21 protein-coding genes, 2 tRNA genes and 1 pseudogene are annotated in these 21944 nt (G+C 67.3%); 14 read left to right on the top strand and 10 right to left on the bottom strand.

Annotated elements, in window-relative coordinates:
- Positions 1–14: 14 nt before the first annotated feature.
- Genes BLV49_RS03440 through BLV49_RS03425 form a run of 4 tightly spaced genes read right to left on the bottom strand, consistent with a single transcriptional unit; the run spans position 15 to position 4727 of the window.
- Positions 15–1436, bottom strand: coding sequence for a GH1 family beta-glucosidase (locus tag BLV49_RS03440; protein WP_091179821.1), 1422 nt, complete (start codon positions 1434–1436; stop codon positions 15–17).
- Positions 1436–2320: a carbohydrate ABC transporter permease gene (locus tag BLV49_RS03435; protein ID WP_091179819.1), complete on the bottom strand. Its 885-nt coding sequence runs from the start codon at positions 2318–2320 to the stop codon at positions 1436–1438. The genes BLV49_RS03440 and BLV49_RS03435 overlap by 1 nt, the downstream gene beginning before the upstream one ends.
- Positions 2317–3360, bottom strand: coding sequence for a carbohydrate ABC transporter permease (locus BLV49_RS03430; RefSeq protein ID WP_091179817.1), 1044 nt, complete (start codon positions 3358–3360; stop codon positions 2317–2319). Before BLV49_RS03430 ends, BLV49_RS03435 begins: the two co-directional genes overlap by 4 nt.
- Before the next feature lie 53 nt (positions 3361–3413).
- Entirely contained in the window at positions 3414–4727 is a 1314-nt protein-coding gene (locus BLV49_RS03425) for an ABC transporter substrate-binding protein (protein WP_091186706.1), read from the bottom strand.
- Positions 4728–4950: 223 nt separating this feature from the next.
- Between BLV49_RS03425 and BLV49_RS03420 the strand changes: the two genes are divergently transcribed.
- A complete protein-coding gene (locus tag BLV49_RS03420; protein WP_091186703.1) occupies positions 4951–5841 on the top strand; it encodes an amidase domain-containing protein in 891 nt (296 codons plus the stop codon).
- A 3-nt stretch (positions 5842–5844) separates the two neighbouring features.
- Here BLV49_RS03420 and pgm read toward each other — a convergent pair whose 3' ends face one another.
- A complete protein-coding gene (pgm, locus tag BLV49_RS03415) occupies positions 5845–7467 on the bottom strand; it encodes a phosphoglucomutase (alpha-D-glucose-1,6-bisphosphate-dependent) (protein WP_091179816.1) in 1623 nt (540 codons plus the stop codon).
- A 34-nt stretch (positions 7468–7501) separates the two neighbouring features.
- On the opposite strand from pgm, the gene pheA reads away from it, so the two are divergent.
- The 4 genes from pheA (at position 7502) to gdhA (ending at position 11108) form a co-directional block, all read left to right on the top strand.
- Positions 7502–8461, top strand: coding sequence for a prephenate dehydratase (gene pheA, locus BLV49_RS03410; RefSeq protein ID WP_091179814.1), 960 nt, complete (start codon positions 7502–7504; stop codon positions 8459–8461).
- 66 nt (positions 8462–8527) lie between these two features.
- Positions 8528–9082 (top strand): hypothetical protein, encoded by a 555-nt coding sequence (locus BLV49_RS03405; protein ID WP_091179813.1) that lies wholly within the window; start codon positions 8528–8530, stop codon positions 9080–9082.
- A complete protein-coding gene (locus BLV49_RS03400; RefSeq protein WP_091179811.1) occupies positions 9052–9609 on the top strand; it encodes a hypothetical protein in 558 nt (185 codons plus the stop codon). Before BLV49_RS03405 ends, BLV49_RS03400 begins: the two co-directional genes overlap by 31 nt.
- 173 nt (positions 9610–9782) lie before the next feature.
- A complete protein-coding gene (gdhA, locus tag BLV49_RS03395; RefSeq protein WP_434061467.1) occupies positions 9783–11108 on the top strand; it encodes an NADP-specific glutamate dehydrogenase in 1326 nt (441 codons plus the stop codon).
- An 88-nt stretch (positions 11109–11196) separates the two neighbouring features.
- Here the strand turns inward: gdhA and BLV49_RS03390 are convergent, their stop codons facing one another.
- Complete coding sequence (locus tag BLV49_RS03390; protein ID WP_091179807.1) at positions 11197–12177, bottom strand: diacylglycerol/lipid kinase family protein; 981 nt, start codon at positions 12175–12177, stop codon at positions 11197–11199.
- Positions 12178–12215: 38 nt separating this feature from the next.
- On the opposite strand from BLV49_RS03390, the gene serS reads away from it, so the two are divergent.
- The 8 genes and pseudogenes from serS to BLV49_RS03350 all read left to right on the top strand — a co-directional run bounded on the left by serS (position 12216) and on the right by BLV49_RS03350 (position 17564).
- Positions 12216–13481, top strand: a complete 1266-nt coding sequence (gene serS, locus BLV49_RS03385; RefSeq protein WP_091179806.1) for a serine--tRNA ligase — start codon at positions 12216–12218, stop codon at positions 13479–13481.
- The gene (locus BLV49_RS03380) at positions 13478–14272 is read left to right on the top strand and encodes an HAD family hydrolase (RefSeq protein WP_091179804.1); all 795 of its coding nucleotides are present in this window, start codon (positions 13478–13480) and stop codon (positions 14270–14272) included. Before serS ends, BLV49_RS03380 begins: the two co-directional genes overlap by 4 nt.
- A gap of 55 nt (positions 14273–14327) precedes the next feature.
- Positions 14328–14412: transfer RNA gene (locus tag BLV49_RS03375), tRNA-Ser, on the top strand.
- A 72-nt stretch (positions 14413–14484) separates the two neighbouring features.
- On the top strand, positions 14485–14943 hold the full coding sequence (locus BLV49_RS03370; RefSeq protein WP_091179802.1) for a hypothetical protein: 459 nt from the start codon (positions 14485–14487) through the stop codon (positions 14941–14943).
- Positions 14944–15107: 164 nt separating this feature from the next.
- Positions 15108–16343 (top strand): LCP family protein, encoded by a 1236-nt coding sequence (locus BLV49_RS03365; RefSeq protein WP_245723522.1) that lies wholly within the window; start codon positions 15108–15110, stop codon positions 16341–16343.
- Between the two features lie 96 nt (positions 16344–16439).
- Positions 16440–16531, top strand: a tRNA-Ser gene (locus BLV49_RS03360).
- A gap of 171 nt (positions 16532–16702) precedes the next feature.
- A pseudogene (locus tag BLV49_RS17000) lies at positions 16703–16885 on the top strand (nucleotidyltransferase family protein); the annotation flags it as partial.
- 223 nt (positions 16886–17108) lie between these two features.
- Positions 17109–17564, top strand: coding sequence for a hypothetical protein (locus BLV49_RS03350; RefSeq protein WP_143033939.1), 456 nt, complete (start codon positions 17109–17111; stop codon positions 17562–17564).
- Here the strand turns inward: BLV49_RS03350 and crcB are convergent, their stop codons facing one another.
- The 3 genes from crcB to BLV49_RS03335 form a co-directional block, all read right to left on the bottom strand.
- Positions 17565–17942, bottom strand: coding sequence for a fluoride efflux transporter CrcB (gene crcB, locus BLV49_RS03345; protein ID WP_091179795.1), 378 nt, complete (start codon positions 17940–17942; stop codon positions 17565–17567). It abuts the gene before it with no gap.
- Positions 17939–18379 (bottom strand): fluoride efflux transporter FluC, encoded by a 441-nt coding sequence (locus BLV49_RS03340; RefSeq protein ID WP_091179793.1) that lies wholly within the window; start codon positions 18377–18379, stop codon positions 17939–17941. The genes crcB and BLV49_RS03340 overlap by 4 nt, the downstream gene beginning before the upstream one ends.
- A gap of 153 nt (positions 18380–18532) precedes the next feature.
- Positions 18533–19267 carry an IclR family transcriptional regulator gene (locus BLV49_RS03335; RefSeq protein WP_091179790.1) on the bottom strand — a complete coding sequence of 245 codons (735 nt, stop codon included), beginning with the start codon at positions 19265–19267 and terminating at the stop codon, positions 18533–18535.
- A 156-nt stretch (positions 19268–19423) separates the two neighbouring features.
- Here BLV49_RS03335 and BLV49_RS03330 point away from each other — a divergent pair, with 156 nt between their 5' ends.
- Positions 19424–21334, top strand: a complete 1911-nt coding sequence (locus BLV49_RS03330) for an FAD-binding monooxygenase (protein ID WP_091179789.1) — start codon at positions 19424–19426, stop codon at positions 21332–21334.
- 40 nt (positions 21335–21374) lie between these two features.
- On the opposite strand, the gene BLV49_RS03325 is transcribed toward BLV49_RS03330, so the two are convergent.
- Positions 21375–21923, bottom strand: a complete 549-nt coding sequence (locus BLV49_RS03325; RefSeq protein WP_091179786.1) for a type 1 glutamine amidotransferase domain-containing protein — start codon at positions 21921–21923, stop codon at positions 21375–21377.
- Positions 21924–21944: the final 21 nt, after the last annotated feature.

Below are 21944 nucleotides of genomic sequence, written 5' to 3'. Positions count from 1 at the left end.
CCGTTGTCACCACCTTAATGGGCGGATGCCGCTGTGGCGCGGTTGCGCTCGCGAATTTCCGCGGTGAGCCGCGCGTATTCGAGGCCGGAGTCCTTGACCGTGCGCTCGAAGGTGTCGTAGTCCACCCGCACGATGCCGAAGCGCTTGTCGTAGCCCCATGACCACTCGAAGTTGTCGAGCAGCGACCAGACGAAGTAGCCGCGCACGTCTGCGCCGTCCGCGATCGCGTCCGACACCGCCTGGATGTGGTCGCGGATGTAGGCGGTGCGCTCCGCGTCGTGCACGTGGCCGTCGGGAGAGACGACGTCCTCGTAGGCTGCGCCGTTCTCGGTCACGTACAGCGGCGGCAGGTTCTCGTACTCGTTGCCGAGGCGGACGAGCAGGGTGCGCAGCCCGGAGGGGTTGACCTCCCAGCCCATCGCCGTGCGGGGCAGCCCCCTGCTCGGGAAGCTCAGGTTCTCGCTGCCGATCCACGGCGAGGCGATCGCGCGATCCGTGGCGCCCGAGTGCCCGTCGCCGCCGGGTGCGGGATGACCCGAGACCTGGTCGTCGTGGTAGTGGTTGACGCCGAGGAAGTCGATCGGCGCGCCGATGAGCGCCATGTCGCCCGGGTGGATGAGCTCGCGAAGGCCGAACGGCTCCAGGTCCTCGAGCGTGTCGTCCGCGTAGCGTCCCGTGACCACGGGGTCGAGGAATACCCGGTTCTGCAGCACGTCGAAGCGGCGCGCGGCCTCGAGGTCGACGGGGTCGGTCGCGTCGAGCGGAATGGCGTTGGAGAGGTTGAGGGTGATGCCGATCTGCTCGGCGCCGAGCTCCCGCAGCCGCGTCACGGCGAGCCCGTGGGCGAGGTGCTGGTGGTGGATCGCCGCGACCGCAGCGCGCGGATCCTGCCGGCCCGGTGCGTGCACGCCCGAAGCGTAGCCGAGCAGGGAGGAGCAGAACGGCTCGTTGAACGTCGTCCAGTGCCGCACTCGATCGCCGAGCGCGCCGTAGACGACCTCGGCGTAGTGCGCGAAGCGCTCCGCGGTGTCGCGGTTGGCCCAGCCGCCCTTCTCCTCGAGTGCTTGCGGCAGATCCCAGTGGTAGAGCGTCATCCAGGGCAGGATGCCGGCCTCGAGGAGATCATCGACGAGGCGGCTGTAGAAGTCGAGCCCCTTCTGGTTCACGTGCGCGTCGCCCGGGAGGATGCGGGACCAGCTCGTTGAGAAGCGGTACGCGTCAAGTCCGAGGCGGGCCATGATCGCCACGTCCTCCGCCGAACGGTGGTAGTGGTCAACCGCGGTCTCGAGGTCGTCGCCGCGGGCGATGGCACCGGGGACGCGGGCGAAGGCGTCCCAGACGGAGTCCTCCTTGCCATCGGTGTGCCCGGCTCCTTCCACTTGCGCGGCGGCGGTCGCCGAGCCCCACATGAACGTCGGGGGAAATTCGAGTGTCATCAGCCCTTCACGGCTCCTTGCATGATTCCTGAGATGAGTTGCTTTCCTGCGATGATGAACAGGATAAGCAGAGGGATGGTCGAGATGACCGCGCCCGCGAGCACGACCGAGTAATCGACGTAGTGCGCCGACTGCAGCTGGCTCAGCGCGGTCTGCAGTGTCGGGTTCGTCGAGTTGAGGACGAGCAGCGGCCAGAGGAAGTCCGTCCATGCCGTCATGAAGGTGAACAGTCCGAGGATCGCCATCGCCGGCCGCGCGGCGGGCACGGCGACGTGGAAGAACGTCCGGATCATGTTCGCGCCGTCCACGCGCGCCGCTTCGATGAGCTCGTCCGGGATGACGTCGACGAGGTACTGGCGCATGAAGAACACGCCGAACGCGGTCACGAGCATCGGCACGATCACGGCGCCGATGTCGCCCGTCCAGCCCCACGTGCGCATGAGCATGAACAGCGGGATGATGCCGAGCTGCGTCGGCACCGCGAGGGTCGCGACCACGAACACCATGAGCCCGTTGCGGCCGGGGAAGCGCAGCTTCGCGAAGGCGTAGCCCGCGAGCGTCGAGAACGCGACGACCGAGATCGTGATGACGACCGAGATGATGACGCTGTTGCCGAGCGCCTTCCAGAACGGGATCGACTCGAGAACCGTCTGGACGTTCGTCCAGAAGCGGCCGCCGGGCAGCAGCGGCGGCCAGGTCAGCCCCAGGTCGGAGTTGCTGCGCGACGCCATGACGAACGACCACCACAGAGGGTAGGCCGAGCACACGAGGAACACGGTGAGAAGACCGTAGGTGAGAAACCCCGGTCGGCGGTCGATGCCGTAGAACTTGCGGCGTCGACCAGCGGCGGTTCCCGGTTCCCTGCTGAGGGTCGTGCTTGTCATCGGATTCCTCCTTGTGCGGCGCTGCGCTTCGCAGCCCGTCGGGCCTTCCGGTTCACGGCGGTCTTCGTCTCGGCCGTCGCGATGGTCTTCGAGAGCAGGAAGTTCACGATGCCGAACGCGATGATGATGAGGAACAGGATCCAGGCGATCGCGGAGGCCTCGCCGAAGTTCTGGCGGAAGAACGCCATCTCCCACAGGTAGAGCACCGTCGTCTGGAACTGGCGCTGTGAGCCGCCGGCGGTGGCGGCGTCGAACAGGCGCGGCTCGACGAAGATCTGCAGTCCGCCGATCGTGGCCGTGATGATGACGAACACCATGGTGGGTCGGATGCCGGGAAGAGTGATGCTGAAGAACCGGCGGATCGCGCCGGCGCCGTCGAGGGCGGCCGACTCGTGCACGTCGCGGGGCACGGACTGCATAGCGGCGAGCAGGATGAGGGCGTTGTAGCCCGTCCATCGCCAGTTGACCATCGTCGCAATCGCGATGTGGCTCGCGAGCGTGTCGGTCTTCCAGCCGATCGCGTCGAGGCCGAAGTTCTGCAGGAGGTTGTTGATGAGGCCGTACTGCTCGCCGAACATGTTCGAGAAGATCAGGGCGACGGCGGCGGGCGTGACGACGTAGGGCAGGAGCACGCTCATGCGCCAGAACGTCTTGCCGCGGATGTTCTGGTCCAGCACGGCCGCGATGACGACGGCGGCGATCAGCTGCGGGATGGAGGAGAGCACGAAGATGCTGAAGGTGTTGAACAGGGAGTTCCAGAAGAACTCGTCCTGCAGCACGTGCACGAAGTTGGCGAGGCCGACGAAGTCGCCCTGCCCTTTCAGGAGGTGCCAGTCGTAGAGCGAGACGACGAACGTGTAGATGAGGGGGAAGAGACCGACGAGGCCGAACAGGATGAAGAACGGGGCGACGTAGAAGTACGGAGACGCCTTGACGTCGAAGCGGCTGAGGCGATGGCGCCACGCCGGCTGCGGCGCCGAGGCCCGCGCGGTCCCGCTGCGAGGCGAGCTGGCCTTCTCGGGGCTGAGTGTTGCAGTCATGGGATACCCAATCAGGAGGAGGCTCCCGGCGTGAACCGGGAGCCTCCCGTTCATCAGTTGTTGACGACGAGCTGGTCGAGGAGGTCGAGAGCCTTCGCCCACGCCTCATCGGCCGTCGCCTTCTTCTGGTCGAGCAGCTGCAGGGCAGGGCCGAACACGTTCTCCTGAATCACGGAGTCGTCGGGTCCCTTGAACTGCGCCTTCACGCCCTCGGCGCGCTTCGCGAGGATCGCTCCGGTGGGCGCGTTGTTGAACAGCTCGTTCGGCGTCGCCTCATCGGCGAGCGTCTTCTCGGCGTCGAGCGTGCTCGGGAAGTTGCCGGCCTCGGCCGACTGCTTGACCTGCTGCTTGGGGTCCGTCAGCCACGCGGCGAGCTTCGCAGCCTCGTCCTTGTGCTTCGAGCTCTCGGGGATCGAGAGGAACGATCCGCCCCAGTTCACGGGACCGCCGGGGAACACGTCGGCGAAGTCCCAGCCGGTGCTCGCGTCTCCGCCGCCGGCCTCGAGCTGCCCCTTGATGGTTCCGAGCATCCAGCCCGGGCACACGAAGGTCGCGAAGGAGCCGTCCACGAACGCCTTGCCCTTGCCCCAGTCCCACGCGGTCTGCGCGGCGGACTGGCCGCTCAGCGTCGCGTCGGCGAGCTGGTCGAAGCGCGACTCCAGCTCGTCATTGCCCTTGACGTTGAGTTCGCCGTCGGCGGTGTAGTAGCCCTCGTCGAGCTGGTTCACCATGGAGTTCCAGACGAAGCCCGAGTGGTCGTACCAGGCCTTGCCGGTCTTCTTCGTGTATTCGGCGCCGACCTCGAAGTACTTGTCCCAGCTCGCGTCGGCTCCGCCGAAGAGCTCGGCGACAGCGTCACGGTCGCTCGGCAGTCCGGCCGCTTCGAAGAGCTTGCCGTTGTAGCAGAGTCCCGTTGGACCGATGTCGGTGCCGTAGCCGATGACGCGGCCGTCGGGGTCTGTGCCCTGCTGGAACTTCCAGTCGAGCCAGCGGTCCTTGATGTCCTGCGCGCCGTAGTCGTTGAGGTCGACGAACTGGTCGGAGACCTCCATGATCGCGCCGAGCCAGCCTTCCTCGATGGCGACGATGTCGCTCAGGCCGTCGCCGGCCGCGAGCTTGGTGAAGGTGTCGGTGCGGGCGTTGCCGCCCGTGTCGATGTTCGTCGCCTTGATGGTGACGTTCGGGTTCAGCTTCTCGTACTCCTTGTAGAGGCCGTCGTAGCCGAAGGTGCCGAACGTGGTGACGGTCAGTTCGACCTTGCCGTCGGCGGCGGCGTCCGAGCCGGCGGAGCAGCCTGTCGCGAGAAGCGCGAACGCTGCGGCGCCCGCGACGACCCCGGAGACGGTGGTGCGGCGTGAGAGTTTCACGATCACTCCTTTGTGGATGGTGTGGAAAGGGAAAGGGAGGTGTGAGAGCGCTCTCACACTCGTGCATGAGAGCGCTCTCACGGTTTCGAGCACCGACTCTAGGTCGGTTCGTGAGGGCTTGTCAACACCGTGACCGAATTGTGATCATGGTGGAGTCACAGTGCCCCTCAAGCCGGCGTCCTCTAGCATGGAGCTGCCCCGACCTTCGATTGAGAGCCGATTCATGCCCCGAGCCGCTCGCTCCCGCTCTGCGATCGCGGCGGCCCTCGCGCTGTCGGCGCTGCTTCTCGGCGGCTGCGCCGCCGGTCCCGGTGCGGCGTCGACTCCCGTGCGGCCCGTGCCGAGCGCTCCCGCCGCGGCCGCCGCGATCCCCTCCGTCGCGAGCATGTCGCCGTCGACGGGCTCCGTCTCGGGCGGCGACACCGTGACCCTCACGGGCGCATCGCTCGGCACCGTGAGCGCCGTCGAATTCGGCGGCGAAGCGGCATCCGAGGTCACCGTCGTCGACGAGAACACGGTGACGGCCGTCGTTCCGCACGCGGCCGAGTACCAGGCCGGATCGGTCGACGTGTCGGTGCGGATCGGCGAGGAAGCGGTCACCCCCAAGGACGCGCTCGACTTCGACTACGCGGTCGTCTCACCGGTCGACAAGCAGCTGCAGTACGCGTTCGACCACTGGGACGACTACAACATCGCCGCGTGGGGCGATTACAACCCGCTCGGCGGAGACTGCGCCAACTTCGTCTCACAGACGCTCGTTGCGCGCGGCTGGCAGCAGACCCCCACGTGGCACAACAACGGCGGTCGGGCGACGAGCGCCTGGTCGTACGTGCCGGCGATGGACAACTGGCTGAAGTCGAACCCGGAGGTCACGCGGCTGAGCGACGATCAGCGCAGCGACGTCAAGGTCGGTGACATCGCGATCTTCGACTGGACCGGCACCGGGCGCCGCGATCACGTGATGATCGTCTCCGACGTGGTGCCGGCGGCCGACGGCAGCGTCGACATCAAGCTCATCGGCCACAACATCGACTACGACTACCGCGACCTCGACGAGACCCTCACCGAGGAGCACCCTGGCGGTCAGGTCTGGTTCTACTCGGTCCCCGCGTAGGCCTCAGCCGCCAAGGGCGGCGTCGACGATGCGCTTTGCCTCGTCCTGCACCTGCGCGAGGTGCTCGGCGCCCTTGAACGACTCGGCGTAGATCTTGTAGACGTTCTCGGTGCCGCTCGGCCGCGCCGCGAACCACGCGTTCTCGGTCACGACCTTCACGCCGCCGATCGCCTCGTCGTTCCCGGGGGCGCGCGAGAGCTTCGCGACGATCGGCTCGCCCGCGAGCTCGGTCGCCGTTATCGCGTCGCCGTCGAGCTTCTTGAGCGCGGCCTTCTGCTCGGGAGTCGCGGGAGCGTCGATGCGCTGGTACGCCGGGGCGCCGAAGCGCGCCGTGAGGTCGTCGTACAGCTGCGAGGGCGACTTGCCCGTCACCGCGCGGATCTCGGAGGCGAGCAGGCACAGCAGGATCCCGTCCTTGTCGGTCGTCCAGACCGTGCCGTCCTTGCGCAGGAAGCTCGCTCCCGCGCTCTCCTCGCCGCCGAACGCGACAGAGCCGTCGATGAGGCCGGGGACGAACCACTTGAAGCCGACGGGAACCTCCCACAGCCGCCGGTCGAGCGACGCGGCCACGCGGTCGATCATCGAACTCGACACGAGCGTCTTGCCGATCGCGGCCTCGGGATGCCAGCCGCGCCGGTTCTGGTACAGGTAGTCGATCGCGACGGCGAGGAAGTGGTTGGGGTTCATGAGCCCCGCATCGGGCGTGACGATGCCGTGACGGTCGGCGTCCGCGTCGTTTCCCGTGATGATGTCGAAGTCGCCCTGGTGGTCGAGCACGGAGGCCATTGCGGATGCGCTCGAGGGATCCATGCGGATCTTGCCGTCCCAATCGAGGGTCATGAACCGCCACGTGGGATCGACGAGAGGGTTGAGGACGGTCAAGTCAAGGTCGTAACGCTCAGCGATCGCCTGCCAGTAGTGCACGCTCGCGCCGCCGAGGGGGTCGGCGCCGATCGTGATTCCGGAGTTCTTTATCGCCTCCATGTCGATGATGTTCTGCAGATCGTCCACGTATATGCCGCGGAAGTCATACGTGTCGACGCCGGTCGGCTCCGCGCGCTTCACGTCGCTGAGCCCGCTCGCGATGAGCTCATTGGCGCGTTCGGCGATCCAGGAGGTCGCGTCGGTGTCCGCGGGACCGCCATGCGGCGGGTTGTACTTGAAGCCGCCGTCGCCGGGCGGGTTGTGGCTCGGCGTGATGATGATGCCGTCGGCCTTCTTCTTGTTGGCCGGATCATTGTTGTAGCGCAGGATCGCGTGGCTCAGCGCCGGCGTCGGGACGTAGTCGTCGTACTCGTCGACGAGCACGTGGATGCCGTTGCCGACGAGAACCTCGAGCGCTGTCGTCTTCGCGGGGTTGCTCAGCGCGTGCGTGTCGGCGCCGAGGAACAGCGGCCCCTCGATGCCGATGGACGCGCGGTACTCGACGATCGCTTGCGTCGTCGCCGCGATGTGGTGCTCGTTGAACGCGGTGTTGAACGACGAGCCGCGATGGCCGCTCGTGCCGAACACGACGCGCTGCTCGGGAATGCTCACGTCCGGCTGGCGTCGGTAGTACGCCGCGATGAGTTCTTCGACGTCGATGAGGTCGTCTGCTGTCGCCTGTGTTCCCGCCCGATCGTTCATGTGGCCATTCTGACAGGCGACTAGGCTCAGTGCTATGCCCTCGCACGATCCCGCTGCCCTCCGGACGTACAGCTATCTCGGTCCCCGCGGAACCTTCACGGAGGCGGCCCTCGCGCAAGTGCCCGATGCGACCGGCCAGAACTGGCGCAGCGTCAACAGCGTGCCCGAAGCGCTCGCCGATGTCACCTCGGGCGTGAGCGACGGCGCCGTGATCGCGGTCGAGAACTCGATCGACGGCGGCGTCTCGGCCGCCCAGGACGCGCTCGCGACGACGCCCGGACTGCGCATCGTCGGCGAGTATCTCGTCGCCGTGGACTTCAGCCTCGTCGCGCGCAAAGGCACGCGCCTCGAAGACGTGCGCGTCATCAACGGCCACCCCGTCGCCTACGCGCAGAGCCGCATCTGGATCGACGCGAACCTTCCCGGCCACGGCCACATCCCCGCGACGAGCAACGTGGCGGCGGCCGCGAACCTGCTCGAGAACGAGCTCGCGGATGCCGCGATCGCGCCGCCCTCCATCACCGAGCACTACGACCTCGACGTGCTCGCGGAGCACATCGGCGACAACCGCAACGCCGTGACGCGCTTCGCCCTCGTCACGCGCGACCGGCGCATCCCCGAGCCGACGGGGGCCGACAAGACGAGTCTCGTCGCCGAGCTTCCCGTCGACCAGCCGGGCGCGCTGCTCGACATGCTCGAGCAGTTCTCGACGCGCGGCGTGAACATGACGATGATCCAGTCGCGGCCCATCGGCGACGCGCTCGGACGCTACCGCTTCGTCATCGACCTCGACGGACACATCCGTGATGAGCGTGTCGCCGACGCGCTCATGGGCGTGCACCGGTTCAGTCCGCACGTGCGGTTCCTCGGCTCCTACCCGCGCGCCGACAAGAAGCCCATCCGCTTCGATCCGCGCTACGACGACGACGTCTACATCGAAGCGCGCGACTGGCTGCGCGGCCTCATCAGTTCCGAACCGGGCGCTGACGACTGACCGCTCTCTCGCGAGCGCGGTCGGGAGTACGGCAGACTAGCCCGTAACAAGGCGAAGGAGCAGGCAGTGACGCCACCCGAGTTCGACCCGCGCTACGATCCGCGCTTCCAGCCCGGCTACGACCCCGACCGGCATGGTTCGCCCGCGGCGCCGCCCGCCGAGTCGAGAGTCGATGAGCATCGGGTGCCGTCGCCGACCACGGCGACCGCCGCGCACGCCCGACGCGCGGCATCCGACGACGACGTGGACGTTTTCCACGCCGATGAGCTCACGCCCGAGGCGATCGCCGAGGCCGAGGAGATGGCCAAGGCGGATGCCGCTCCCGCGCGGCTCGGTCCGGTCGCGCTCCTGCTGCGCAATCCCTTCCTGTGGGTGATCGTCGTGGTCAGCATCGGACTGATCGTGTGGGGGCTCAGCGCCTACGGCGACGCCACGGCGGCGATGGTGGACCGGATGTTCGGCGGCTTCACGAACCAGGAAGACGACGTGAAGGAGTACGTCGCCACTCAAGTCAGCTGGGGAATCGCGCCGCTCGCGGTGCTCGTCGGCCTGCTGGCCGCCGTCGGGGCCGTGTTCTTCGCTGCCGCGACGTGGCTGCGTGGGCGCGCGGGAAACCGCTGACCGTGCGACTGATCTCAGGCGCCGGGATCGCTGCACTTGTCGGAGTGGTGCTGTGCGCGGCAGGAGTCTTCTCGACGCACACGGGCATGACGCACCGCATCGAGAGTGCGCAGTCCGCGATCACGGTGCGGGAGGGAACGCCTCCGGACGGCAGCGCCCGTCTGCTTTTCGGCTCCATGGAGGATGTCGAGGGCGGTGTCGGTGACCTTGAGGTGGAGTCGATGCTGCAGTCCGCGCGCCAGACGCTGCTCGCCTACGCCGAGCTGTCGGGAGAGTTCTCGACGATGACGGCGACGATGTGGGTGGACCACGAGAGAGGCTCGATCGCGGTCGCCTTCGACGAGCATCCGCCCCCGCTGAACGTCGTCGTCACGTACTTCAGCGCCATGCGCTGGCAGCCGTTCGCGTACATGATCCCCGCATTTCTCGGCGCGCTGATCGGGCTGGGCGGTCTGTTCTGGATGGCGGCACGCTGGCAGCTCGCGGCATCCGATCGTCATCGTGAGATTGACGAAACCCGCTCCTAGCGACCAAACTGTGTCTGGCCCCACGAAAGGCCGACCCCCTCTGTCTCGGCGCTTCACGCGCCGCCATCCCACGTGCGCGTATCTGCCAAGACGAGCTTCAGCCGGTGCTGTCTGATGCTTTCCCGCAATACACAGAAAGACCGCATGTGACGACTTCTTCCGTCAACGAGTACATTGACTCCGTCTACACGACCGCGACAGCGCGCAACGCCAACGAGCCCGAGTTCCACCAGGCCCTGCATGAAGTGCTCGAGTCGATCGCACCTGCACTGAAGGAACACCCCGAGTTCATCGACGCGCGCATTCTCGAGCGTCTCGTCGAGCCCGAGCGTCAGCTCATGTTCCGCGTGCCGTGGACGGACGACAAGAACCAGGTGCAGGTGAACCGCGGGTTCCGCGTGCAGTTCAACTCGGCGCTCGGCCCGTACAAGGGCGGACTGCGATTCCACCCCACCGTCAACCTGTCGATCATCAAGTTCCTCGGCTTCGAGCAGATCTTCAAGAACGCGCTCACCGGGCAGGGCATCGGCGGCGGCAAGGGCGGCAGCGACTTCGACCCGCACGGCAAGAGCGACGCGGAGATCATGCGCTTCTGCCAGTCGTTCATGGACGCGCTGTACCACCACATCGGCGAGTACACCGACGTTCCCGCCGGCGACATCGGCGTGGGCGGCCGCGAGATCGGCTACCTCTTCGGCCGTTACCGCAAGCTCACCAACCGCCACGAGTCCGGCGTGCTGACCGGCAAGGGCCTCGGCTGGGGCGGTGCGCAGGTGCGAACCGAGGCGACCGGCTACGGCGCCGTGTTCTTCGCCGAGGAGATGCTCGCCGTCAAGGGCGAGGGCATCGAGGGTCGCACGGCCGTCGTGTCCGGCTCGGGCAACGTCGCGACCTACGCGATCGAGAAGGTGCAGCAGCTCGGCGGAACCGCCATCACGGCATCCGACTCCTCGGGCTACATCGTGGACGAGGACGGAATCGACGTCGACCTGCTCAAGCAGATCAAGGAAGTCGAGCGGCTGCGCATCTCGGAGTACGCGAACCGCAAGAGCTCGGCGCGCTTCATCAGCGACGGCTCCGTCTGGGACGTGAAGGGCGACATCGCCCTGCCGAGCGCGACGCAGAACGAGCTGAGCCTGCGCGACGCCGAGACGCTCATCAAGAACGGCGTCGTCGCGGTCTCCGAGGGCGCGAACATGCCCACGCAGCCGGACGCCGTGCGCGCGTTCCAGGAGGCCGGCGTGCTGTTCGGCCCGGGCAAGGCCGCGAACGCGGGCGGGGTCGCGACCTCCGCACTCGAGATGACGCAGAACGCGTCGCGCGAGCGCTGGTCATTCGACGACAGCGAGCACCGCCTGCACGAGATCATGCGCAACGTGCACCGCTCGGCCTTCGAGGCCGCGGAGCGCTACGGCCACCCGGGCGACTACGTCGTGGGCGCGAACACCTCCGCGTTCGTGCAGGTCGCGAGCGCCATGCTCGCGCAGGGCGTCATCTAGACACCGCACAGCTGGTCGAGAGGCGGCCGGGACGAGGACAGGTTCTTCGGCCCGGCCGCCTCTTCGCGTCTCCCGGCGCAGGGAGGGCTCAGCGCTTCGCGGGAACCCGCACGCGGAGCGCTCCCGGATCCACCGTGAAGCGCACCGCGCTCGCCGCGCCGAACTCGTCGCCGTCGAGCTCGAGTTCCTGACTCTCGTCGGGCCGAATCGTTACGCTCGGCGACCGCAAGTATGTGATCGTGCTGTCTTTGCCCTCTGTCGCCTTGATGATGCGGCGTCCGATGCTCGATCGCCGCAGCATCCCGTTCTCCCAGCGCACCTTGCGCCACACCTGCAGCCAGCCGAGCACGCCGTTGGGCTGCAACACGGCGACGTCGAGCTGACCGTCATCGATCCGCGCATCGGGCAGCAGCTCGATGCCGGCAGGCAGCGTTCCGCAGTTCGCGACGAGGATCGTGCTGACGTGGGCGCTGTGCCGCGGACTGTCGGCGAGCTGGTAGCGGATGCGGAACGGCTTGAGCCCCGCGACCGAGCGGATGACGGCATCCGCGTACGCAAGCCAGCCGACGGTCTTCTTGAGCTCGTCGTTCGTGTTCGCGATCATCTGCGCGTCGATGCCCATCCCCGCCATGACGAGGAACGCGTGCTCGCTCGTGGGACCGTTCGGCGGCTTGACCTCGGCGATGCCCAGGTCGATCGTGCGGGTCTCGCCCGTGTACGCGATCGTCGCGGCCTGATGGATGCTGCCAAGCGGAATGTCGAGGTTGCGTGCGAGAAGGTTTCCCGTCCCCGACGGCACGAGCGCGAGGGGCACGCCACTGTCGCGCAGTCCCTCCGCGACGCAGCGGACCGTGCCGTCGCCACCCGCCGCGACGACGATCGCCGCGCCGTCGGCGACGGCCTCGCGCGCCATGGCCACGCCCGGGTCGGCCTCGCTCGTCTCGATGAACTTCGGAGCGGCCCAGCCGTGTTTCTCGGCGCCCTCGGTGAAATGGCGCTTCACGCTCGACGCATTGCCCTTGATCGGGTTGTAGACAACCGTCGCGAACTTCCCACCCTCACCGCTCATAGCAGAAACCTATCGGCATCACGCTTAGACTTGGCAGTGTGATCGATCCCGTACTCTTGCGCGAAAACCCCGATATCATCCGTCGTTCGCAGCAGGCGCGCGGATCACGCGTCGACCTCGTCGATGAGGCCATCGAGGCGGATGCCGCCAGGCGCAGCGCCATCAACGAGTTCGAGCAGCTGCGCGCCGAGCAGAATGCGTTCGGCAAGAAGGTCGCGAAGGCGCCCAAGGAGGAGAAGAAGGCGCTCGTCGCCGAAGTGCAGCAGCTCGCCGCGCGCGTGAAGGAAGCGCAGCACGAGGCCTCGGCCGCGGAGACCCGGTTCGGCGAGATCGCCGGCGGCATCCAGAACGTCATCATCGATGGCGTGCCGGCGGGCGGCGAGGCGGACTTCGTGACGCTGCGCACCGTCGGCGAGAAGCCGCGCTTCGATTTCGAGCCGCGTGACCACCTCGAGATCGGCGAGAGGCTCGACGCTATCGACATGGCGCGCGGCACCAAGGTGTCGGGCGCGCGGTTCTACTACCTCAAGGGCATCGGCGCGCGTCTCGAGATCGCCCTCATGAGCCTCGGCCTCGACCGTGCGCTCGCCGCGGGATTCACGCCGCTCATCACCCCGACGCTCGTCAAGCCTGAGATCATGTCGGGAACCGGGTTCCTCGGCGAGCACGCCGACGAGGTGTACAAGCTCGAGGCCGACGATCTGTTCCTGACGGGCACGAGCGAGGTCGCGCTCGCCGGCTACCACGCCGACGAGATCCTCGACCTCTCCGCAGGCCCGCTGCGCTACGCCGGCTGGTCGACGTGCTACCGGCGCGAGGCCGGCTCGTACGGCAAGGACACGCGCGGCATCATCCGCGTGCACCAGTTCAACAAGCTCGAGATGTTCGTCTACACGACTCCCGACGCAGCGCAGGCGGAGCACGAGCGCCTGCTCGGCTGGCAGGAGGACATGCTGCAGTCGCTCGGCCTGAGCTACCGCGTCATCGACACCGCGGCGGGCGACCTCGGCTCGAGCGCGGCCCGCAAGTTCGACGTCGAGGCGTGGGTGCCGACGCAAGACGCGTACCGCGAGCTCACGTCCACCTCGAACTGCACGACGTACCAGGCGCGTCGGCTCGACACCCGCTATCGCACCGAGAGTGGGAAGACGGCTCCCGTCGCGACCCTCAACGGAACCCTCGCGACGACGCGCTGGCTTGTCGCGATCCTCGAGACCCACCAGCAGGCCGACGGTTCGGTCGTCATCCCGGAGGCGCTGCGCCCCTACCTGGGAGGGCTCGAGGTCGCGGAGCCCGTCGCGTGAGCCCGGACGGCCCCCTGCTCGTCGCGCTCGACGTCGACGGCACGGTTCTGCACGAGGACGGCGAGATCTCGCCGGCCGTGCGGAAGGCCGTGCTCGCGGCATCCGATCAGGGTCACGAACTCATGCTCGCGACCGGCCGAAGCTGGGAGTCGACGAAGCCCGTTCTCGACGAGCTCGGCCTGCAGAGCGACTACGCGGTGTGCGCGAACGGCGCGCTCATCATGAAGCGCGAGGGCGACGAGTACGTGCGCCATCACGTGGAGACCTTCGACCCGACCGAGGTGCTGCAGCTCATCCACGAGAACCTCGACGACGGCCGCTACATGGTCGAGTACCCCGACGGCTTCCGCCGATACACGCAGGGAATGACGGACTGGAATCTCGACGGCGCCGAGCAGGTCGAGTTCGAACAGCTCTTGCACAAGCCCGTCACGCGCGTCGTGGTGGTCTCGCCCGGGCACGACGAGCAGGAGTTCCTGCGCGTCGTCGAGGAGATGGGGCTGCACAAGGTCACCTACGCGATCGGCTGGACGGCGTGGCTCGACATCGCCCCGTTCGGCGTGAACAAGTCGACCGCCATGGAGCGCGTGCGGGAATGGATCGGCGCCCCGCAATCGCGACTCGTCGCTGTCGGCGACGGACGCAACGACGTCGAGCTGCTCAAGTGGGCCGGTGAGCTCGGGCGTGGCGTCGCGATGGGCCAGGCGCCCGATGAGGTGAAGGATGCCGCGACCGAGGTCGCGGCGAGCATCTCCGACGACGGCCTCGCTCACGTGCTCGCCTCGCTGTGACGGCGTCCTGACCCTGTCGGGTAGAATCGGTCAGCGTCGCCGCGTGCGGTGACGAGGAGGGCTGTCCGAGCGGCCGATGGAGCTGGTCTTGAAAACCAGTGGGCAGAAATGTCTCGTGGGTTCGAATCCCACGCCCTCCGCTGTGTGACGTCGCCGTCTGGACCTCGAAGACGGCAGGCGCACGTGTTCCGGGTGACGAGGGATGGAGCGCGATGACCAATCGTGAGGCAGCATCCGCATGGACGTCATGGTCGGTCATCCTTCGCTGGCCGTGGATCACGGCGTTGGTCGCCGCCGCGGTGGTTGACCTCTACTTCGCGATCATCCGTCGCTTTGACTTCGTCGGCATTACCGGATTCAGCACGCTCAACTACGGCTGGCTGGCGTTTGGGGTCGCCGGCGGGTTCGTCTTCGCCTGGCGGCTGGCACGCCGCTTCATCGGCTGGCGGGCAGTGTGGCGCACATTCATCGCTCCGCTGAGCGCGTTCTTCCTCGTGTTCGTTGCCGTCGTTCTCACCGGGCTCGTGTTCATCCCCGAGCAGCCCGTGCGCGAGACGTTTCTGACCGACGCGCCGGGGCGCGCGATCTGGGTGGGCGCTGCCGTGCTCGTCGGCAGCGCCGTGATCGAGGCGGTGCGCGCCATCAGTCACACGGCAGCTCGGCGCCGCTGACCCGCAAGAGGGGGCGATTGCGGACTCCCGCAGGCGCCGTTTACCGTGTTCTCAGCATCGTGGGCTTAAAGTAAACGTCGGTGATCTGCGCATTTGGGCCAGTTCACACTAGCGAAGGCCGATACGGCCCGAAGTCTCACTTGTTGTCTGCGAGAGGAACCCGCGTGGCGCGACGCTCGTCCACTATCGCCCGGCATGGCCGCTTGCCGCGGCGCGGCGTCTGGCAGACGGCCGGCAAGTTCGTCGCGTGCGCCGTCGCCGTGGCGCTTGTGAGCGTCGGCGGGGTCGCGGCATGGGCGGTGACCGACGTCGTGAACACGACCTCGAAGGGCGCGGTGCTCGCGGGCGAGACCCCCGGGCAGGCCGCTCCCGACATCAACTCGATCGAGGGCGGAGTGAACCTGCTGCTGATCGGAAGCGACAGCCGCGCCGGCCAGGGCGATGGCTACGGCAACCCCGCGCGCGAGACGGGAAACCTCAACGACGTCACGATGCTGCTGCACGTCGCCGAGGACCACAGCAACGCGACTGTCGTCAGCTTCCCGCGCGACATGTTCGTGCCCATCCCGTCGTGCCCCAGGTTCAATGAGGATGGCGAGCAGGTCGGCAGCTACCCGGCGATGAGCCGCCAGAAGATCAACACGACCCTCTCCTACGGCGGCATGGCGTGCACGGTGCTCGCGGTCGAGGACCTCACGGGTCTCGACATCCCGTTCGCCGCCGAAGTGCAGTTCAACGGCGTCATCGCGCTGTCGAACGCGATCGGCGGCGTCGAGGTGTGCCTCGCGAAGTCGATCAAGGACTCGAAGACCGATCTCGACCTGCCGGCCGGCAACGTCTCGCTCAAGGGCAAGGACGCGCTGCAGTTCCTGCGCACCCGACACGGCGTGAGCGACGGCTCCGACCTCGGCCGAATCAGCAACCAGCAGCTCTTCCTCTCGGCGCTCGTGCGCGAGCTCAAGTCGGCCGAGACGCTCACCGACCCGGTCAAGCTCTACAGCATCGCGAAGGTCGCCGCGACGAACATGCAGTTCTCGCAGAGCCTCAACAACATCAACACGATGGTGTCGATCGGCATGACGCTCGCCGACATCCCGACCGACAAGATCACGTTCGTGCAGTACCCGAACTACTATGTCGACGGCGGCGTCTCTCCGCTCACGACCGACGCGAACACGCTTTTCGACGCGATCAAGCAGGACAAGAACCTGTCCGTAACCGGTGGCACGGGCGGTTCGATCCCGCAGGACGGAGAGTCCACCGCCCCGCCGACGACGCCGCCGGCGACGGATTCTCCCGACAGCACGACGCCTCCCGAGGACGGCACCGTGGAACTGCCCGACAGCATCCACGGCCAGAATGCGTCGCTCGAGACGTGTGCTGACGGAAACGGATACTAGAGCGGATGCCGCCGGGCGTGGCATCCGGCACTCGATTTCGAGGCTGAGGCCCTCACCCGTTATGCTTTAACGCGTGTGTCCGCCCAGCGGGCCCACGGAGACGTCGCATAGTCAGGCCTAGTGCACCACCCTGCTAAGGTGGAGTCCCCGTAAGGGGACCGAGGGTTCAAATCCCTCCGTCTCCGCCATTCCATTCTCCTCGTGGAGAGGTCGAAGCCTTGGGATCCGGCGTCCCGGCATCTGCGCTCGCGTTGCGTGAGCGCATTGAGGTTCGTCGGGCTGAACTTGACGCGATACTCGACAAGTACGGATCGACGCGCCCGCGGCTCTTCGGGTCGGTTGCCTGAGGCGATGCGGGGCCCGACAGCGATATCGACATCCTCGTTGACATGGACCCGGCGGACGGAAACATTCTGATGCGATCGAGTGGTGTGCTCGAAGAGGTTCGCGCTCTCCTCGGCGACGATGTCGATGCATTTCCCGCGCAGCTGGTGAAGCGGCGGATATCCGAAGCGGCGTTGACCGATGCGGCGCCACTGTGAGCCGGTCGTCAGCTGACCGGGTGCACGACATTCTCGATGCAACTCCGCAGTGGTATTTCTAGTTTCACCGCGCGCTTGCCCCCACATTGCGGCACACGCCGCCTCTTCCCGCGCGACGACCGGCGGAGTACTGTGCGCCTTAAAGCCATCGGAGTCTCCGACGAACCCTGGCTCGGCAATGACGCCTCCCCGCCCACAGCGAGGCGGCGCCGGGGAGGCAATCATGAGTTCAGTGACCACGGCGCGCGTCGAGCGCGTCGCCGGCTGGCGCGTCGTGTGCGATCGCATCCTGCAATGGGTCGCATTGCTCGGTCTCGTCCTTGCGCTGCTTCAAGTGGCGTTCGCGGCGCTCGGCTTCTGGGGAGCCGAAGAGAAGCCGGGTGACCAGGCCTGGGGCATGGCGGCGTTCGAACCGCACGCGATCGACGGGCAAGTGCTCTACATCGTTGCGGCGGTGATGTTCATTCTCGGCCTCTTGTCGCGAGCGAACTGGAAGGTCTGGGTCATCCCGCTGGTCTTGTTCATCCTGCTCTACTTCGTGCAGGGTCTGCTCGTGGGGCTCGGATTCGGGATCAGCAGGTGGTTCGGCTTCCTCCACGCCGTGGACGGTGTGCTGATCATCGCCGGGTTCGCGTGGGTGTTCTTCGATCGCTTGCGTCACCCGCTGCGGGGGGAGTGATCAGAGCAGCGAGCCCAGCCACAGGCCGAGGGCGGCCGCGGCGACAGCGAGCAGCAGCATCCCGATGCCGTTGACGAGGCCGGCGAGCCAGCGCCCCTGCTGCACGAGTCGAACGGTCTCGACGCTCGCGGTGCTGAAGGTCGTGTAGCCGCCGAGAAACCCTGTGCCGACGATGAGCGCGAGGGACGACGACACCAGGCTGCCGGCCGCCGCTCCGGTGAGCACGCCGAGCGCGAACGAGCCGCTCACGTTGATGATGCTCGTGCCCAGCGGGTAGGCGATGCGAGCACGCGCGGTGATGATGCTGTCGAGCCAGAAGCGACAGGCTGCGCCGATGCCCCCGGCGACGGCGACGGCTGCGAAGACGAGGGGCGTCATGCGGCGCGTCCTCGACGTGCACGGCGCCGGTGCAGAGTCGCGCCGGCCATCACTCCGAGAACGGTCGCGAGGGCGCCCGCGACGACGGTGCCGAGCGCGTAGCCGACAGCGAGCCCGTCGTCGCCGCGCGTCAGGAAGCCGGCCGTCTCGACCGCGAACGAGCTGTAGGTCGTGAAGCCGCCGAAGAATCCCGTGCCGAGCCCGAGACGCAGCACCCGGCGATGCCCGGTGTCATTTCCGAAGCGCACGAGCGCTTCCAGCAGCATCCCGAGCCCGAACGCGCCCGCGAGGTTCACGGAGAAGGTCGCGACCGGGAACCCGTCGGTTGCGAGAGCAGTGCCGAGGCCCGCTCGAAGCGCCGTGCCAATCGCGCCGCCGACGGCGATGAGCGCGATGAACCGCCACTGCAGGTGAAGGGGCGGCCCGTGGTGCGCCATGACTGCCTCCCTGAATGCACGCCGATGAGTGAGGGAGGGACCGTTGTCGACTTGCGCCGAGGTTGGGTGCGGCGAGCCCCACCGCCGCGGCGCTTCAGCGCCGGTTCAAGTGTGCCACATGCCTCCCGGCCGCGATGGTGCGCCCTGCGTTGATCAGCTGCCGAGCGCGTCGCGGATCGTCGCGGCCGAGCGGGCGAGGCGCTCCGCGATCATCGCCGGATCGTGGGCCGGCCCGACGTACACGGCCGCGAGGGCCGCGGGCCGCCTGCCGCGCAGCGCGAGCGGCACGGCGACGCTCTTCACCGTCGGAATGACCTCGTCGTGGCTCGTCGCGTAACCGCGCTCGAGGGTTTCCGCCATGTCAGCACGCAGCCGGTCAGACACGTCTGCCGGCCACTCGGCGCTTGACAGCATCGACATGATGACCTTCCCGGGAGCGCCGACGGTGACGGGATGCCGCGCCCCGGGCCGCTGCGCCACCGAAGCCACCGCGTGCCGTGGCTCGATGCTCACGAGAGTGACGCACTGGTCTTGATCGAGCACTCCGAGGAAGCACGTGATGCCGAGCTCGTTCGCGGCCTCGGTGAGCTCGGGGAGCGCTTCCGTCTGCAGGTCGCGCGCGACCCCGGCAGCGAGAGTGGCCATGTGCGCGCCGAGCATGACCCGGCCGTTCGCGTCACGCACAACGAGGCCGTGATCCTCGAGCGTGCGCAGCAGCCGGTAGGCGATCGAGCGATGCAGCCCGAGCGCCTGAGCGACCTCGTCGATAGCGAGGGAGCCGCGCGCGTCCGCGAGAAGTTCGAGGATCTGGATGCCGCGGCTGAGCGTCTGCGAGGCGGGCGAAGAGGGGCGCGGCTTCGTGGTTCGAGCGGTCGCGGCATCCGCCATGCGGAATCTCCTTGCCCTCGGGAAGCGGCACGCGCTTGCATCGGATAGGTCGTGGCCGTAGCATTTGTTCAATAGTAGAACGGCGTGTTCGACTATAGAACACGCCGCGACGGTGCACAATACCCGACACCGAAGTCTGAGTAAGGATCAACGACGATGCAGTTTCACCACCACGGCTATGTCTCCGGCGACCCGAAGGTGCTGCCCGCGTCAGGGACCGGGATCGACCGGCCCGACGAGCTCCCCGACGAGATGGACGTGCTGATCGTCGGCTCAGGTCCTGCGGGAATGGTGCTCGCGGCTCAGCTGTCGCAGTACCCCTCGGTCACGACGCGCATCATCGAGCGTCGTCCCGGCCGCCTCGAGATCGGTCAGGCCGACGGCATCCAGGCGCGCAGCGTCGAGACGTTCCAGGCGTTCGGCTTCGCCGAGCGCATCATCGCCGAGGCGTTCCACTTGTCGTCAATGAACTTCTGGAGCCCTGACCCCGCCGACCCCTCGAAGATCATCCGCAGCCAGCGCGCGGAAGACGACCCGCACGGCATCAGCGAGTTCCCCCACCTGATCGTGAACCAGGCGCGCGTGCTCGACTACTTCGCCGAGTACGCCGCGAACGGGCCCGCGCGCATCCGCCCGGACTACGGGTGGGATTTCGTGACGCTCGACGTCGCCGAGGAGGGCGAATACCCCGTGGCTGTCACCCTGCGCGCCACGGCAGGGGAGCACGCGGGTGAGGAGCGCATCGTGCGGGCCAAGTACGTCGTGGGCTGCGACGGTGCGCGCAGCGCCGTGCGCGGCTCCATCGGTCGGTCGCTCAGCGGCGGCGAGTCGTTCCACGCGTGGGGCGTCATGGACGTGCTGTCGGTCACCGACTTCCCCGACATCCGCACGAAGTGCGCCATCCAGTCGAACACGGAAGGCAGCATCCTGCTCATCCCACGCGAGGGCGGCTACCTGTTTCGCATGTACGTCGACCTCGGCGAGACGTCGCCCGACGACAACCACGCGGTACGCGGCACGACCGTGGAGCAGATCATCGCGAAGGCGAACCGCATCCTCAACCCCTACACGCTCGACGTGCGCGACGTCGCATGGTTCAGCGTGTACGAGGTCGGGCACCGCCTGACCGACAAGTTCGACGACGTTCCCGCCGAGGCCACGGCCGAGCGCATGCCGCGCGTGTTCATCACGGGCGACGCCTGCCACACGCACAGCGCGAAGGCCGGCCAGGGAATGAACGTGTCGATGCAGGACGGCTTCAACCTGGGCTGGAAGCTCGGCCAGGTGCTCGAGGGCCGCAGCCCCGAATCGCTGCTCGCCACCTACTCGGCGGAGCGCCAGGTCATCGCGCAGAACCTCATCGACTTCGACCGTGAGTGGTCGACGATGATGGCGAAGAAGCCCGAGGAGTTCTCGTCGCCCGACGAGCTCGCGGCCTTCTACGTGTCGACGGCGGAGTTCCCGGCTGGGTTCATGACCCAGTACACGCCCTCGATGCTCACGGGTGATGCGAGCCACCAGCACCTCGCGGAGGGGTACACGATCGGCAAACGGTTCAAGTCAGCGCGCGCATACCGGGTCGGCGACACGAACCCTGTGCAACTGGGGCACCACGCCCGCGCCGATGGTCGCTGGCGCCTCTACGCCTTCGCCGACCGTCCCGCTGCGGGCCAGCCGTCGAAGCTCGCCGAATGGGCCGAATGGCTCGCGAGCGCCGAAGACTCGCCGGTGAAGCTCTTCACGCCCGAAGGCGCCGACGTCGACAGCGTCTTCGACGCGAAGGTGATCTACCAGCAGCGCTTTGAAGACGTCGACATCAGCATGGTGCCGAAGATCTTCCTGCCGGAGGTCGGACCGTTCCAGCTCATCGACTATGAGAAGGTGTACGCCGTCGACCCGGCGCACGACTACTTCGACGAGCGAGGCATCGACCGGGACGGCTGCGTCGTCATCGTGCGACCGGACCAGTACGTGGCGCACGTGCTTCCGCTCACGGCGACGAGCGAACTGCGCGACTTCTTCGCGCAGAACATGCTCTCGCACCTCCCGGCGCCGCTCGCCCGGTAGGTTTCGCGCGGTAGGTCTCGGTCAGACCGCGTGGGAACTCTCAGGCGGTCTGACCGCGGTGCTTTCCTTCGCCGATCTCCTCGATGACCTTGTCGTTGAAGGCCGGCAGGTCGTCAGGGGTCCTGCTCGAGACGAGGCCCTGGTCGACAACGACCTCCTTGTCCACCCAGGCGGCACCCGCGTTGCGCAAGTCGGTCTGCAGACTCGGGTAGCTCGTCATGGTCCGCCCGTCGACGACGCCCGCCTCGATGAGGATCCAGGCGCCGTGGCAGATGACGCCCACGGGCTTGTGCTGCTCGAAGAACGCCTTCGCGAACGCGATGGAGTCCTTGTCCATGCGCAAGTGGTCGGCGTTCACGACGCCGCCGGGGAGCACGAGCGCGTCGTAGTCCTCTGCCTTCGCATCGCGGCTGAGCAGATCCACGTCCTGGGAGTGACCGTTCTTCCCCGTGATGGCGTCGGCGTTCGGCGACACCATGGTCGGCACCGCGCCGGCGCCGTCGAGTGCGTTCCACGGGCTCGTCAGCTCGCTGTCCTCGAAGCCGTTCGTGGCGAGGAATGCGACATTCGCTCCGTTGAGTGAGGTCATAGTGTTTCCCTTCTCTGAATC

It is taken from the genome of Paramicrobacterium humi (assembly GCF_900105715.1).
Classification (GTDB): Bacteria; Actinomycetota; Actinomycetes; order Actinomycetales; family Microbacteriaceae; genus Paramicrobacterium; species Paramicrobacterium humi.
This window is presented reverse-complemented; position numbering and strand designations above follow the sequence as displayed.

Excerpts from the sequence above, each read along its gene's own strand:
- BLV49_RS03440 (WP_091179821.1), bottom strand. The coding sequence starts at position 1,436 with ATGACACTCGAATTTCCCCCGACGTTCATGTGGGGCTCGGCGACCGCC.
- BLV49_RS03435 (WP_091179819.1), bottom strand. The coding sequence starts at position 2,320 with ATGACAAGCACGACCCTCAGCAGGGAACCGGGAACCGCCGCTGGTCGA.
- BLV49_RS03430 (WP_091179817.1), bottom strand. The coding sequence starts at position 3,360 with ATGACTGCAACACTCAGCCCCGAGAAGGCCAGCTCGCCTCGCAGCGGG.
- BLV49_RS03420 (WP_091186703.1), top strand. The coding sequence starts at position 4,951 with ATGCCCCGAGCCGCTCGCTCCCGCTCTGCGATCGCGGCGGCCCTCGCG.
- pgm (WP_091179816.1), bottom strand. The coding sequence starts at position 7,467 with ATGAACGATCGGGCGGGAACACAGGCGACAGCAGACGACCTCATCGAC.
- pheA (WP_091179814.1), top strand. The coding sequence starts at position 7,502 with ATGCCCTCGCACGATCCCGCTGCCCTCCGGACGTACAGCTATCTCGGT.
- BLV49_RS03390 (WP_091179807.1), bottom strand. The coding sequence starts at position 12,177 with ATGAGCGGTGAGGGTGGGAAGTTCGCGACGGTTGTCTACAACCCGATC.
- BLV49_RS03370 (WP_091179802.1), top strand. The coding sequence starts at position 14,485 with ATGACCAATCGTGAGGCAGCATCCGCATGGACGTCATGGTCGGTCATC.
- BLV49_RS03350 (WP_143033939.1), top strand. The coding sequence starts at position 17,109 with ATGAGTTCAGTGACCACGGCGCGCGTCGAGCGCGTCGCCGGCTGGCGC.
- crcB (WP_091179795.1), bottom strand. The coding sequence starts at position 17,942 with ATGACGCCCCTCGTCTTCGCAGCCGTCGCCGTCGCCGGGGGCATCGGC.
- BLV49_RS03340 (WP_091179793.1), bottom strand. The coding sequence starts at position 18,379 with ATGGCGCACCACGGGCCGCCCCTTCACCTGCAGTGGCGGTTCATCGCG.
- BLV49_RS03335 (WP_091179790.1), bottom strand. The coding sequence starts at position 19,267 with ATGGCGGATGCCGCGACCGCTCGAACCACGAAGCCGCGCCCCTCTTCG.
- BLV49_RS03330 (WP_091179789.1), top strand. The coding sequence starts at position 19,424 with ATGCAGTTTCACCACCACGGCTATGTCTCCGGCGACCCGAAGGTGCTG.
- BLV49_RS03325 (WP_091179786.1), bottom strand. The coding sequence starts at position 21,923 with ATGACCTCACTCAACGGAGCGAATGTCGCATTCCTCGCCACGAACGGC.